Origin of the sequence: Acinetobacter sp. ANC 3903 (assembly GCF_002135315.1) — a bacterium.
Classification (GTDB): domain Bacteria; phylum Pseudomonadota; class Gammaproteobacteria; order Pseudomonadales; family Moraxellaceae; genus Acinetobacter.
The window spans coordinates 45,864-60,872 of sequence record NZ_NEGA01000007.1; the positions used below are offsets into that span (position 1 = coordinate 45,864).

Annotated in this window: 11 protein-coding genes and 1 pseudogene; 6 read left to right on the forward strand and 6 right to left on the reverse strand. The window is 39.1% G+C overall.

The genetic code is table 11. The features are described from left to right. The first annotated feature begins 274 nt into the window (after nt 1-274). Nucleotides 275-1,270: a hypothetical protein gene (locus B9T29_RS06815; RefSeq protein ID WP_086175208.1), complete on the forward strand. Its 996-nt coding sequence runs from the start codon at nt 275-277 to the stop codon at nt 1,268-1,270. A 143-nt stretch (nt 1,271-1,413) separates the two neighbouring features. Here B9T29_RS06815 and B9T29_RS06820 read toward each other — a convergent pair whose 3' ends face one another. Next, complete coding sequence (locus tag B9T29_RS06820) at nt 1,414-2,283, reverse strand: IS982 family transposase (RefSeq protein WP_086175209.1); 870 nt, start codon at nt 2,281-2,283, stop codon at nt 1,414-1,416. 206 nt (nt 2,284-2,489) lie between these two features. Further along, nucleotides 2,490-3,797, reverse strand: coding sequence for an MFS transporter (locus B9T29_RS06825; protein WP_086175210.1), 1,308 nt, complete (start codon nt 3,795-3,797; stop codon nt 2,490-2,492). A 312-nt stretch (nt 3,798-4,109) separates the two neighbouring features. Here B9T29_RS06825 and glpD point away from each other — a divergent pair, with 312 nt between their 5' ends. Beyond that, nucleotides 4,110-5,630, forward strand: a complete 1,521-nt coding sequence (glpD, locus tag B9T29_RS06830) for a glycerol-3-phosphate dehydrogenase (protein WP_086175211.1) — start codon at nt 4,110-4,112, stop codon at nt 5,628-5,630. Between the two features lie 112 nt (nt 5,631-5,742). Here glpD and B9T29_RS06835 read toward each other — a convergent pair whose 3' ends face one another. Together B9T29_RS06835 and B9T29_RS06840 are read right to left on the reverse strand one after the other, a co-directional pair. After that, nucleotides 5,743-6,105, reverse strand: a complete 363-nt coding sequence (locus B9T29_RS06835) for a hypothetical protein (protein ID WP_086175212.1) — start codon at nt 6,103-6,105, stop codon at nt 5,743-5,745. A gap of 98 nt (nt 6,106-6,203) precedes the next feature. After that, the gene (locus B9T29_RS06840) at nt 6,204-8,036 is read right to left on the reverse strand and encodes a phosphoenolpyruvate carboxykinase (GTP) (RefSeq protein ID WP_086175213.1); all 1,833 of its coding nucleotides are present in this window, start codon (nt 8,034-8,036) and stop codon (nt 6,204-6,206) included. 416 nt (nt 8,037-8,452) lie between these two features. Between B9T29_RS06840 and B9T29_RS06845 the strand changes: the two genes are divergently transcribed. From B9T29_RS06845 to groL, 4 genes are all read left to right on the forward strand, one after another. Next, entirely contained in the window at nt 8,453-9,391 is a 939-nt protein-coding gene (locus B9T29_RS06845) for a diacylglycerol/lipid kinase family protein (RefSeq protein ID WP_086175214.1), read from the forward strand. Further along, complete coding sequence (locus tag B9T29_RS06850; protein WP_086175215.1) at nt 9,372-10,145, forward strand: metallophosphoesterase family protein; 774 nt, start codon at nt 9,372-9,374, stop codon at nt 10,143-10,145. The genes B9T29_RS06845 and B9T29_RS06850 overlap by 20 nt, the downstream gene beginning before the upstream one ends. Before the next feature lie 182 nt (nt 10,146-10,327). Further along, the gene (locus B9T29_RS06855) at nt 10,328-10,618 is read left to right on the forward strand and encodes a co-chaperone GroES (RefSeq protein WP_086175216.1); all 291 of its coding nucleotides are present in this window, start codon (nt 10,328-10,330) and stop codon (nt 10,616-10,618) included. Nucleotides 10,619-10,689: 71 nt separating this feature from the next. Continuing rightward, nucleotides 10,690-12,324, forward strand: coding sequence for a chaperonin GroEL (gene groL / locus B9T29_RS06860; RefSeq protein ID WP_086175217.1), 1,635 nt, complete (start codon nt 10,690-10,692; stop codon nt 12,322-12,324). Between the two features lie 586 nt (nt 12,325-12,910). On the opposite strand, the gene B9T29_RS16380 is transcribed toward groL, so the two are convergent. Then, complete coding sequence (locus B9T29_RS16380) at nt 12,911-13,294, reverse strand: hypothetical protein (protein WP_213033298.1); 384 nt, start codon at nt 13,292-13,294, stop codon at nt 12,911-12,913. Between the two features lie 506 nt (nt 13,295-13,800). Beyond that, a pseudogene (locus tag B9T29_RS06875) lies at nt 13,801-14,376 on the reverse strand (transposase). Nucleotides 14,377-15,009: the final 633 nt, after the last annotated feature.

Below are 15,009 nucleotides of genomic sequence, written 5' to 3' on the forward strand. Positions count from 1 at the left end.
GATAAATTTTCATCAGTTCATGATAGAAATTGTCGAATAGCTTCAGGGATTACTGAAGCTTCACCAATCATAAAAATTTTTGTAGCGGCTAAAAAGTGTTATCCGGTTCAGATTTTAAGCTTAAAACTTTTAAAAATTGGCAGTTATTTTTCATTTTTGATGCAAAAAACTATTATTTCATTCAAGAGAATTAATAATAAAATCAAAGTACTGTATTTGTGATTTTCCCCATTTTCATATATTTTTCAGTTACAGCATCAGTGAGCATTAATACGTGAATTTCAAAACATTCATCTTAATTGGTGGGGTAGGCATCGCTTTACACGGCTGTACGAGTTTTAATGGTTCAAGCTCAGACAATTCGGTTAAAAATTTTGCCTCACCGCAGGAAATGATTGCTCAAAAAAATATCAACCAAGCCAATGGGCAGGCGAAAGAATATGTCTATTCTTGGGGATCAAATCAGAATGAAAAAGAACCTCAATCTTTATATCCAAGAAAATATTTAAACAATTATTGTTCTGCCAAAAATGGCAAGTTTAGCCTGTTATATAAAAGCACACTGTCTCTGGTGAAGAATCAGTCGGATAAAAAGCTGCTTTTGGCATCTGGCAATGTCAAACAGGGCATAGGCGCCTATAAGTGTGTGCAAAGTAATGGACATAGCTGGATTGTTTCGATTGAGCCGGTTTCAGAACGTAAATCCGGTGATGGAAGCAATGCACGGTTGGTCAGTTTGCAAACCAGACTGATGTCGGCTGATGAAGCAAAACGCTTCTATAAAAATATGGCTGTTACTTCGAATACAGCTGAAAAAAAATCTACTGCCAGTGAGCAGAACAATAAGAAAGTGCTGAATAAATCGACCCCTCAAAAAGAGCAGGAGCTTAAAAAAGACACTGAGGTGAAAAAAGAGCCCAAGCCTACAGCTGAATTGCCAACAGCACAGCCAGTAAAAGTGGTGGAAACACCTCAACAGCAGCAACTGCAAGCTTATGTTTCCGCACGCCGTGATTTAAGTAAAGGACAGAATCAGATTAATGCCTGTAATAATGCGCAACGTGCGTATAACTATGGCAAGTTGCAAGGAACTGATGGAACGAAGGTATATACCGAATCAGGAATGTTGGTCGCACGTTGTTTAACCAGTATACCCAGTTATAGCAACCGCTTTTCTAATTCAAAAGCCCAAGCAAGGCGGGTTTTGCAAAATTTAGCCAATAACTATAATCATGCGGGTGCGAAAAATATGTTACGGCAGATCAAGTAATTTGACTGCATGCATGTTGGATTTTAAAAAACTTGTCTAATCAGTGGGATGATCCCAATGATTGGACAGGGGATAATCTCTAAGTCTTATCCTCTATAAATTCTTTTTGTTGGAGTCGATATTTTACTTAACCCCAATCCTGTTTAAGCCAATGATTCCATAATCTGAATGATTGGCTTATTTCGATGGATTAATTGGTATGCACATACCGAAGCATAAATCCCACTTAAAAAGCCCGAAATACTACGAGCTTTACTTGTTACTAAATTGTATTGTCCTTTCAATAGGCTGAATAACGTTTCTATTTTATTGCGCTGTTTTAAGTGATATTCATCAGATTTTGGTAGTTGAACAGACTTCATATTCTTTCGATGATAGGTAATCAAATCAATACCTTGATCTCTTAATCTGCTTTTTAATTCTTGGCTGATATCGCCACGATCTCCATAAAGCTTCGCTTGTAAACCTGTAACTAACTGCTCAACCATTTTAATGTCAGCAATATGCCCATTGGATAATGCTGAGCTAACGATCTCGCCAAATTGATTCATCACGATATGTAATTTACAGCCATAAAACCACCCCATCGAGCTTTTACCGCGAGATGCAATCCTGACTAATGATTTATGGCGTTGGATGCGTTGATTTTTACAGACAGGTAGAGTCGTTGAGTCAATCCATAAATATTGTTTGTATTGACCTTTCATCAGAGCGACATGTAGAGCGTGTAGTGCCAATTGATGCATATTAATCAAGTAAATCATACGTTGGTAACAGGGCAAGCTTTTAAATAAATGACATTTATCCTGCTTCAACCATGAGAAGAATGCTTTGAAATTGTTGAAGTGAGAACACTTATACCAAATGGCGATAAAGGTGATTTCTGAGATACTCAGTTGAGCAGTTCGGATTCTTAAACAGTGATGGCTTTGCTTGAGGAATTTCCAGTAAGTTGCTTCAAATTTAAGAAAGAAATCATCAATTACACAGAATAATTCGGTACTATTGAACATCAGGACTAGGGCGTTAAGTTAGGTGTGGTAACTCAACTGATGGCTCTAGTCCTCTTATTTTTCAAGTCAATTTCTTATCCGTGATTCGGGTTCTATACAGTGTTTTGATTTTGACCGTTTAGTAATAACTAATTTTTTTTATTCAAAAGTATAGATAAATAAAAAGCCTTTCTATCTAAGAAAGGCTTTTAAAAAATCACTTTGGATTAGTGTTCCTTAATTTCTGAATGGTGTTTGGTATCTTTCATAAAGATATAAACTATCAAGGAAATCGAAATTAAAATGGTCACATAAATAAAGAACCAAGACTCATGTCCTGCTTCCTTAAAGCTGAGTGCGAAAAATTCGGCTGTACCCCCAAACAGTGTGTTGGCGAGGGCATAGGGCAGTGCTACCCCTAAGGCCCGAATATGCGCCGGGAATAATTCTGCTTTAACGACTGCATTAATAGAGGTATAACCGGTGACAATAATCAGGCCTGCCAAGCACAGCCAAAAGGCTGCCCAGTAGTCATGGGTCTGGCCTAATCGATCAAATAAAAAGTAGGTAAATAAGACACCCAAGACCCCAAAGGCAATCATCAGTGGTTTGCGTCCAATTTTATCCGATAAAGCTCCGGCAAAAGGTTGTAAACACATGAAAATAAAAAGAGCCAAAGTGGTGATTTGCGTGGCTTCAGGTTTGCTAAATCCAGAGGTATTGACTAAATATTTTTGCAGGTAGGTGGTATAGGTATAGAAGGCCACCGTACCGCCTGCGGTTAAAAACAACACCGTAAAGGCTTGTTTGGGATAGTGTTTGAACAGGGCAAACATACTGGATTGAGGTTGGTTTGGATCTTTTTGTGCATTTTTAAAAGATTGGGTCTCTAACAGCCCGCGGCGGATATAAAACACCACAATGGCCAGGCAGGCACCAATAAAGAAAGGAATACGCCAGCCCCAGTCATGCAGTTGTTCTTCAGTGAGTACAAACTGTAAAATCAGCAGTACGCAGAGTGCTGTCAGCTGACCGGCAATCAGGGTCACATACTGAAAACTGGAGAAAAAACCGCGCCGGTTTTTTTCAGCCATTTCACTTAAATAAGTGGCGCTGGCACCGTATTCGCCGCCAACACTCAGGCCTTGAATTAATCGGGCCACAACTAGAATAATAGGGGCAAATATCCCGATCTGATCATGGGTGGGAGATACTGCAATCATCAGAGAACCAATACACATCAAGGTCACAGAAAGCGTCAGACCGGATTTGCGTCCTTTTTTATCCGAGTAAATCCCCATAATCCAGGCACCAATCGGTCGCATTAAAAAGCCGACTGCGAAAATGGCTGCAGCTTGAAGGAGTTGTGCTGTCTGGCTGCCTTTGGGGAAGAATGCATGGGCAAAATATAAGGTGAACGCTGCATAGACATACCAGTCATACCATTCCACCAGATTACCCGCTGAACCGCCAAGAATGGATTTGACCCGTGTTTTGGTATCTAAATTTACTTGAGAAACGTTTGGTTCAATCATGTCTGCAAGTCCATTTTGTTATTGTTTTTTAATATTAGAGCAATTGGGTTAGAGACATAAGCCGATGATTTTTTTGTTTTGTATGAAAAGTGTGCAAAATTTAAGTGATTGAAAGTAAAGTAGTTGAAGGAAATGGCTGAATTGATGATTTATAGGTGTAGTTTATTTTCGATATAACAACCCCATTGTTATTTTATATACATACTATTGATCAGAAATTTTTAAGTGTCATTTCACTTTTAATGGTGTTAAGTTGCTTAGCACAAGAAGAAATTTAAGTATGTTGTTTTAACCGGATTAGAGGAGGTGATCATGCAAAACAATCATCCGGTGTATGATGTTGTTGTGGTGGGTGGTGGTATCAATGGTGTGGGTATTGCTGTTGATGCTGCAGGGCGAGGATTGTCTGTATTTTTATGTGAAAAAGATGATTTAGCCAGCCATACTTCCTCTGCAAGCAGTAAGCTTATTCATGGCGGTTTACGTTACCTTGAACATAAAGAGTTTCGTCTGGTACATGAGGCTTTAGCTGAACGGGAAATTCTGTTGGCCAAAGCACCGCATATTATTCGTCCTTTACGTTTTATCATGCCCCATCAACCGCATTTACGTCCTGCATGGCTGATTCGGACCGGTTTATTTTTTTATGATCATCTGGGAAAAAGACAAAAATTAGCCAGTTCACGGCATATTCATTTTGATCCCGTTAGCAGTCCTTTAAAAGATGAGATGACACAGGGGTTTGAATACTCTGATTGTGCGGTAGATGATGCACGTTTGGTGGTTTTAAATGCCCTGCAGGCCCATGAACTGGGTGCCAACATTGCAACACAAACACGCTGCACAGCGGCTTACCGTGAACAGGGATTATGGAATGTTCACCTGGAAAATGCGCAGGGCGGTTATCAGGTACAGGCAAAAGCCTTGGTCAATGCAGCCGGACCTTGGGTGACTCAGTTTATTGAACACAATTTAAAACAAAAATCGCCGCATGGCCTTCGTCTTATCCAAGGCAGTCACATTATTGTGCCAAGAATTTATGATGGCGATAAAGCTTTCATATTGCAAAATGATGATCACCGAATTGTTTTTGCCATTCCTTATCTGGAGCAATACACCTTAATTGGTACCACAGATTATGAATACAAAGGTGATCTGGATCAGGTCAAAATTACCCAACCAGAAGCAGATTATTTGCTGGATGTTTATAATGATCACTTCAAGCATCAGTTAGGGTCTGAAGATATTTTGCATACCTATTCAGGTGTACGCTCGTTGTGCGATGACGAGTCGGATAATCCATCGGCCATTACCCGCGATTACACTTTGGCGATATCGCATCAGCAGCAAAACGACGTGCCTTTGCTTTCAGTTTTTGGTGGCAAGCTCACCACGTATAGAAAGCTGGCAGAGTCAGCAATGCAGCATTTGGCTCCGAGCTTCCCAGACATGAACAAGCCCTGGACTGAAAAAGCGTTATTACCGGGAGCGGAAAACCTGGTTTCGGTCGAATTTTTGATTCAGCAGATTATGCAAAATATTGAAAATGTCCCTTTAAGCTTAGCCTCGCGCTGGGCGCACTCCTATGGTTCACGGGTTTGGCGGTTTTTAAACAACATTTCAGACCTGAATGATCTTGGAGAAAATTTTGGCCATGGCTTGTTTGCCAAAGAAGTGGATTATCTGGTCGACCAGGAGTGGGCAAGAACCAGTCAGGATATTTTATGGCGTAGAACCAAACTGGGTTTTCAATTTAGCGCCAATCAAATAGTGCGGTTGGATCAATATCTTTTAAAGTTATTGCTTACAAGATCAAGCGACACTGCGGCTTAAATTGTTAAATCATAAAAAAAGACCGTCTGAGCGGTCTTTTTTGAATCCAAGTGCAAAGTTGATCTGCAATAAAATTGCAGCTTAGATTGCAACTGCGTGTCTATTTATAGGTTTAAATTTCAACGCCGCCCAATGATGCACAATTCACAGGCGTATTCCATTGAACTGCGGTGCCATAAATTACAGGGCGTACAATACGCCAAGGCCAGAAACCGAATCTTTGGCTGGCATTGTAGTTGATCACCACGTTGCCACCGACCTGATGTGCACGCTCTGCAAAGCGTGGATACAGTTCTTCTACGCTGCCGTAAGTACCTTTAGCCACTTTAATGCGTTTTTTGATTTTGAACTGGCTGGCGTCAGGTGTGCCTTTGATGGCGCAGATATGAAGACCACGTTGCTCTGTGGTCGCTTGAGCCATGGCTAGACCAGATAAACCAAGCAGGCAAATTGTAAGTGTTAATGTTTTTAGCATGAAATTTTCCCTCTTTTATTGTTATGGAATTATTTGCGGGATTATATTAACGTAAAAAAGGCCACCGTAGTGACCTTTTTATGACTTAATCTATTGAATTAAGCAGATTTTTTAACAGCTTCTAAAAGCTCGTTTTGACGTTTTTTCAACGCTTCTGGTAAACGATCACCAAGTTTGTTGAACAATTCAGAGTGGCTTTCAATTTCTTTGATCCATTGATCTTTGTCTTGAGAAGTTACTAGGTCAAATTGTTCTTTAGTGAAGTCGGAACCAGTCCAGTTCAATTGTTCGTAAGTAGGAACACGGCCGATTGGTGTGTCAATAGCAGTTGCACGACCTTCACAACGGTCAATGATCCACTCAAGAACACGCATGTTTTGACCGAAACCAGGCCATACGAAGTTGCCTTCAGCATCACGACGGAACCAGTTCACGTTGTAGATACCAGGAAGCTTGTTGCCCGCAGCAGCAGCTTTCGCACCTACTTGCTCACCCATTTCTAACCAGTGAGAGAAGTAGTCAGCCATGTTGTAGCCAGTAAATGGAAGCATCGCAAATGGGTCACGACGTACAACACCTTGTTGACCAACAGCAGCTGCGGTGGTTTCAGAGCCCATTGTTGCAGCTTTATAAACACCATCAACCCAGTCAAATGCTTCTGAAATAAGAGGCACTGTGTCTGCACGGCGACCACCGAAGATGAACGCAGAGATTGGAACGCCTGCTGGATTTTCCCAGTCAGCATCAATAGAAGGACATTGACCTGCAGCAACGGTGAAGCGAGCATTTGGATGCGCAGCTTTTTCACCAGCAACATGAGGTTGACCCTTCCAGTTAGTCAGGTTCGCAGGCACTTCTTTAGTCAGACCTTCCCACCAAACTTCACCGTTGTCAGTCACAGCAACGTTAGTATAGATAACATCTTTCGCTAATGTAGCCATACAGTTCGGGTTAGTCTTGGTATTTGTACCAGGCGCTACACCGAAGAAACCAGCTTCTGGGTTGATGGCATATAAGCGACCGTCTTCACCTGGTTTGATCCAGGCAATATCATCACCTACAGTTTCAATTTTCCAGCCTTCGTAGCCAGCTGGTGGAATCAACATTGCAAAGTTTGTTTTACCACAAGCAGATGGGAATGCAGCTGCGATGTAATGTTTTTCGCCACGTGGGTTGGTCACGCCAAGGATCAGCATGTGTTCAGCTAACCAGCCTTGTTGACGGCCCATAGAAGACGCAATACGTAAAGCTAGGCATTTTTTACCAAGCAATGCGTTACCGCCGTAACCAGAACCGAATGACCAGATTTCACGGGTTTCTGGATAATGAACGATGTATTTTTCTGGGTTGCATGGCCAAGCAACGTCTTTTTGACCTTCTTCCAATGGTGCACCGACAGTGTGTACACATGGAACAAATTCGCCATCAGTGCCAAGAACGTCATAAACAGCTTTACCCATACGAGCCATTTTAGACATGCTTACAGCTACGTAAGGAGAATCTGTTAATTCGATACCGATATGTGCAATATGAGAACCTAAAGGACCCATAGAGAAAGGAACCACGTACAAAGTACGGCCTTTCATTGAACCGTCGAATAAACCGTTAAGGCGAGTACGCATTTCAGCTGGAGCTTCCCAGTTGTTTGTCGCACCTGCATCTTCTTGTTTTTCTGAACAGATAAATGTGCGACCTTCAACACGAGCAACGTCAGAAGGATCAGAGTTTGCCAAGTAAGAACCAGGATGTTTTTCTTGGTTAAGCGCTTGCATAGTGCCGTTAGCGATCATCAAGTCAATAAGACGTTGATATTCTTCTGCGCTACCGTCACACCATTCAATTTTTGCCGGTTTTGTTAATTTAGCAATCTCTTCCACCCATGCAATAAGCTTAGGGTTACGAACGAATTCTGGTGCGTTCACTTGGGTCATGGTGATGCCTATATCAAATATGTACGATTTAAATGTACAAAGTACAATCCAAACAATGGGGTACATCGCTTGGAGGAAAATATAAAAAAAAGTGGCTGTATTAAAGCACAAAATCGTAAAAAAAATAAGACTTAAGAAGTGATTGAAATAGATTGGAATATTATATATGTATATTTTTAATTAATAAAAAACAAATACTTAAAGTTAAACATGTTGATTAATTAATCCATTTATTAATTTTATGGACAATATTTATTTAATATATTGTTTTTATAAACAATATGTTATTGATGGTATTTAGATAAGAATCATTATTGATTTAATAAATGCTAGTAATTCGAATTTTACATAAAGATGCTTTCAATTGTCGATAATTTGGACAAAATTAGAGCAATTACTTCAAAAAAGTATAGAAAATGTCAGTCTCTGTAAAGCCTTTGTCGATTATCTATAATGAAAAATCAGGATTTCATGCAGCCAATAAAGATGAAATCTATGAACAACTTATGACAAATTTAACCACTTATGGCTATGAAATTCAGACTTTCGAAATCAGTGCTGAAGCAGATTTTAACAGTTTGATGGATAAAATTATTTCACGCCATCAACAGGCTGAAGAAATTGGCATTGTGGTAGCTGCGGGGGGAGACGGTACTTTAAATACAGTAGCAACCAAATTGATGACTACCGAGATTCCGATAGGAATTTTACCCTTGGGAACCTTTAATTATGTCGCCCGCTTGCTGCATATTCCGCTTGATTTGTTAAAAGCAGCTGAGGTCATTGCGCAGGGTAGGGTGCGTGAAGTACATGTGGCACAAATTAATGATCATATCTATTTAAATAATGCCAGTTTGGGACTATATCCTTTATTTATACAACGGCGTGAGCTGTATAACCGGCGTTTGGGTCGCTTTACTTTACATGCCTATACTTCAGCATTAGATGTACTGATTCGTGATCGCAAAGAACTGAAGCTTGAAATCGAAGTTGATGGAAAAAAATATCCTGTGAAAACTCCGCTTATTTTCTTTGGCAATAATCAGTTGCAACTGGCAGAGATGAATCTGCGTATTGCTGAATGTGCTGAAAAGGGAAAGGTTGTAGGTGTGGTGGTGGCGAAAAGTGATAAACGCACCTTATTTAAAATTTTATGGCAGTTGATTCGGGGCAATCTTGATCATGCACCAGATGTGTATAGCTTTTCTGCTGACCATGTCCAAATACATTCCAAAGCCAAAAAACTGACGCTGGCACTGGATGGTGAAATTGTAGAAATGCAGCCCCCGCTTCATATTTCCGTGCGTAAGCATGCACTCAAAATAATGGTTCCTCATGATTTTACATCTGTCTGATTTGCATTTTGGTACGGAAAAAATGGCCTGTATGGCTGCCATCCGTCTATTTTGTCAGCAACAACCTCTCGAGGCTGTAGTTGTGAGTGGTGATTTAACTCAACGTGCCCGTTATAAGCAGTTTTATGACTGTAAACAGTTTCTGGAAAGTTTAAATCTGCCTTATCTGGTGGTGCCTGGTAATCATGATATTCCCTTGTATCATGTCTGGAATCGAATATTCAGTCCCTTTACCCGCTATGAAATTTTCTTTGGCCACAGGGAAACCGTGCTGGAAACCGAGCATTTTTATTTGATTGGGGTTAATAGTATTAGACGGCGTTATCATACCCGTGGGCATATTTCCTTAGAACAAATTCAACAAATTGACCAGTCTTTAATGATTGCTCCGGCAGATAAAATCAAACTGATTGTTGCACATCAACCTTTTTATACACCCCCGAATAATCCACATGGCATCAAGGACTGTCCAATGCTGGGACGTATGGCCCTGGAATCATGGAGTCAAAGTGGTTTAGATGGCCTGTTGCATGGTCATCTTCATCAATCTGCGGTGTATGACCTGAATCAGATTTATCATTTGGGGGCGAACCATCCCGTGCTGGATATTCATGCGGGAACAGCAATTTCTTACCGTTTACATCGCGGTTTGCCGAACAGCTTTAATGTAATTTATCCCAATGCCGATGTGCAGCATTATTATTTTGATGAGCAACGTAAAGAATTTGTTTTAGATGAAAAAAATGCCAACTAAATGCGGAAACACGCAGGTTTGAATAAAAAAAATACAAAAAACAGCAATTTTTTTTTGCTTGCCCCTTGAAGCGTTTTTTTCCATCCCCACAAAAGTGTCATCGAAATTATTTGATGATGACCGATGGAATAACAAAGTCATCATTACTTCACTATAAAAGACTTAGTCTGATGGAGTTTCCAATGAGCAACATTCGTCCATTACATGATCGCGTAGTTATTCGTCGTGTTGAAGAAGAAACTAAAACTGCTGGCGGTATTTTACTTCCAGGTTCTGCTGCTGAAAAACCGGCTCAAGGTGAAATCATTGCAGTAGGTAATGGCCAGATTACTGACAATGGTGTACGCGCTTTAGATGTTAAAGTAGGCGACAAAGTATTGTTCGGTACTTATGCAGGTACAACGGTAAAAGTACAAGGCGAAGAACTTCTTATTATGAAAGAGTCTGACATTTTAGCTGTGCTTGAAGCTTAATTCTGAGCCAGAAAATTCAGACCTGATTCTTTATACAGATTATTGAAAATTAAAAATATTTGGAGTAAATCATGTCAGCTAAAGACGTAAAATTTGGTGATTCAGCTCGCAGCAAAATGATTGCAGGCGTAAACGTGCTTGCAGATGCTGTAAAAGTAACTTTAGGTCCTAAAGGCCGTAATGTTGTGATCGACCGTTCTTTCGGTGCACCCCACATTACTAAAGATGGTGTAACTGTAGCGAAAGAAATTTCACTGGCAGACAAATTTGAAAATATGGGTGCTCAACTGGTTCGTGAAGTCTCTTCAAAAACCAATGACATCGCAGGTGATGGTACAACAACTGCAACTGTACTTGCGCAAGCCATCTTGAACGAAGGCATCAAGTCAGTAACTGCGGGTATGAACCCAATGGACTTGAAACGCGGTATCGACCTTGCGGTTCGCGCTGTAGTTGAAAATATTAAAGCAACAGCTAAACCTGCTTCTGATACTAAAGCGATTGAACAAGTCGGTTCTATCTCTGCTAACTCGGACACCACTGTGGGTAAACTGATTGCGCAAGCCATGGAACGTGTTGGTAAAGAAGGCGTAATTACCGTTGAAGAAGGTTCAGGCTTTGAAGATGCTTTGGACGTTGTTGAAGGTATGCAGTTTGACCGTGGTTATATCAGCCCGTACTTTGCCAACAAGCAAGATACTTTAACTGCTGAACTTGAAAATCCGTTCATTCTGCTTGTTGATAAAAAAATCAGCAATATCCGTGAATTGATTACTGTGCTTGAAGCAGTTGCTAAAACAGGTAAACCGCTTCTTATCATCGCTGAAGATGTTGAAGGCGAAGCACTGGCAACTCTAGTTGTGAACAACATGCGCGGCATCATCAAAGTGTGTGCGGTTAAAGCACCTGGTTTTGGTGACCGTCGTAAAGCAATGCTGCAAGACATCGCAATCTTGACTGGTGGTACTGTGATTTCTGAAGAAGTAGGCATGTCTTTAGAACAAGCGACACTTCAAGACCTAGGTACAGCTCATAAAGTTACTGTTTCTAAAGAGAATACAGTTCTTGTTGATGGTGCAGGTGATGCAGCTCAAATTGCTGATCGCGTTCAACAAATCCGTGCGCAAATTGAAGAATCTACCTCTGAATACGACAAAGAAAAACTTCAAGAACGCGTTGCTAAATTGGCAGGCGGTGTGGCAGTGATCAAAATCGGTGCTGCAACTGAAGTTGAAATGAAAGAGAAGAAAGACCGTGTGGATGATGCGCTTCATGCAACTCGTGCTGCAGTTGAAGAAGGTGTTGTTGCCGGTGGTGGTGTTGCGCTTGTTCGTGCAGCGTCTGCACTTAATGGTGTAACTGGTGCAAACGATGACCAAAATGTAGGTATCAACATTTTACGTCGTGCCATTGAAGCGCCACTTCGTCAAATCGTAGCGAATGCGGGCGATGAGCCTTCAGTTGTGATCAACGCGGTGAAAAATGGTGAAGGTAACTTTGGTTATAATGCTGCAACTGGCGAATATGGCGATATGCTTGAAATGGGTATTCTTGACCCTGCAAAAGTAACGCGTTCGGCACTTGAGCATGCTGCTTCTGTTGCAGCATTGATGCTTACAACTGAGTGCATGATCACTGATATCCCTGAAGACAAAGCTGCTATGCCTGATATGAGCGGCATGGGTGGTATGGGCGGTATGATGTAATTCATCTGGCTGATTCATTACTCAGCTTTCCAATATATGTTAAAAACATCCTTCAGGTTTAGGCTTGGAGGATGTTTTTTTATTGGTATATTTATTTATAAGTGTTATAAATTTTAACAATTTCAGCAAAAAATCTTCGACTTTTGTATCCTGTCTGTTAATTTATTTTGTGGTAGGATGAATGAAGATAAGATAAATTCCACATAAGGTACGTTTGATTTTTCTGTTGATATTTTAAACAGAATTAAGTGTGTAGAAGGGAACCTAAGCATAATAAGTATTTTCTGAATATGTGTGATCTTTATCATAATATGATGTATAAATGTTGTTAAATAGTAGTATTATTGTGACTGTATTATCAGTTTATAATATTTAATAATTTCTCCAAAATATAGTTGACATTTAGCATGAATGATGTGAATGCAAGAGCTAAAGAGCATAAGAGAGTGGCTCTGAAATCGGAGCTGATAATGATTAGCGCCGAGGAGTTGAAAGGCTTATATCGAAAGTTGAGGGACTATGAAGATCAGATACAAAATTACCAACAAGAAAAGCGGTTTTTTCTGAAAATGCTGTCAAATCAATCCTAATTAGTTTGGCTAAATTCATCAATTAAGTTTTGAATAATTTCTTTGTGTGCGCTTTTTAGGGCTTTGAATTTTAAAAAATAATTTAATTCAACACTTTGTGATTCTGTTAATGTAGATGTTTGATCTGCTAGTTTTTGATCACCGAATCTTAACCATTGTTTAGAAACATTTAACCATAATGCTAATAGCGACAATTTGTCCTGACCAGGAATAGCCTTGCCAAGCAGCCAGTTATTCGCCGATTGTACGGAAATTGGTTGACCATCATAACGACAGTTAAATTCTTTCGACAAGTAAGTTGGACTAATCGGATGTTTGGCTTCTGATAAAGCCTGAGTTAGGCGTTCAGCAAAAAGTTTTTTTTCCTGTTGATTACTCATGATCTAAAATAAACCTCAAAGATGCAATTATTATACACTTTTTATATTGCGAATAGGTTGTGCTATTGTAATACTTTTACTACATAATGGTAAATTAATTTCAATATCTAAAAAAGTCTTTGATTGTTTAATTTGTATCCAAAAGTTTCCATTTGATATTTTAAAGTAAGCTTGATTTAAAAAAATAGCTGTAATGGGTTAAATAAAATCCTTATCTATTTTAAGCAGTTTTTTGCATTCCAGTGAATGAATGTGAATTCATGCTTTTATGAGTAATATTAAAACATTTTGATTGGCACAATTATAATTTCCAGTACTCTTTTTGGGTGGCTCTACAGTTTTCTATTTAATTTATGTGATTTTGATACTTGATGGAATGACTTGGATGCTGGATTCAATGATGGCGAAAGTTCGTATCTTTCAGAGCTTAATAATATCAATCAATCTGTACATACAGTAGGTCTCTAATCACTTCTTCGATTTTTTATTTAGGATTCGTTGGTATTTCATAATGGTAACCAAATAAATATACAAGCTAAGGTTACAGAACTTTCATAGTTTCTCTTTAGCTTGTCATAACGTGTCGCGATACCTCTAAATTACTTTAGTCTTGCAAGCATATTCTCCATTAAGTGTCTAATTTTATATAAGTACCACTCCCTGTAATTATTATTCGCTTGGGTGTTGGGTTTTGTGGAATATTCGCTTTAGTTGTTGTTTTTGCTATTTTTTTCTCAATGAGTTCGAGTCATATCCTTTATCAGTACAAAGCACATTAGTATCTTTTAGATCTCTGCTATTACCCATTCCAGATCAGCATTAGAAGAAATTAAGTTAAATATTTTTAATAACTTATTATCTTTTGACCGCCGTGTAAACTTCTTAAATATTGAGTTAGGTTTGCTAAATACCTTTAGCAAATATCTCTGCATAGGCAATCTGTGTGAATTCTATATAGGATAGGTTCAATAAAATTTCGAAGATTTCGGTTGAGATAAATATCAAAATTAGGGATGAGTAGCATTGCTCCGTAAGGCTTTCAGCTTAGACCAGTGTTGATCTGTCAGCATTGTGCGAGGCATAGCGAGAAGTGAATTTGGTTTAGCAATTAAATTTTACTTTCTCGCTATTTTTTTGAATAGCAAGTGTCACAGGCTTAATTGAAATCGAGTTGTTTTCATAAAAATTGACTGTAAATGGTGCTAACTGATGCCACCGCTAAAAATTTATAAATTGATCTTTTTGGTTCGATCTATCTCCTAAAAAATACCTTATGGTTGCAATTTATATCAAATATTGATTTAAATTATTTTGATACAGTTTTTGGATTTTGTTTTAAATTATTGATTTTAATAAATTTATTGTTGTTTGTGTGTTTATATGGCTAATATCTATGTAGTTATTATGAATATAAATCAAATATTGATTGATAATAGTGTTTCTTTTTGTATATTATGACTTTGTACGAAATTGATGCTCTGAACGGAATTTTTCAGTATCCAAATTTTCGTCCCAGTTTTACTGGTTTGCAAAAATCCTAGGGTAAACCAGTCTTTTTATAAGAATTGAAAGAGGACAAATCTATGACATTTAAAAAATCAGCATTAGCTGCAGCTGTATTAACAGTTGTTGCAGGGAATGCCTTGGCTGCAACAGTAACAACTCCAGAAACACGCTTTAAGCTTACAGGTCCATTCAGTGGTTATTTGCAATCT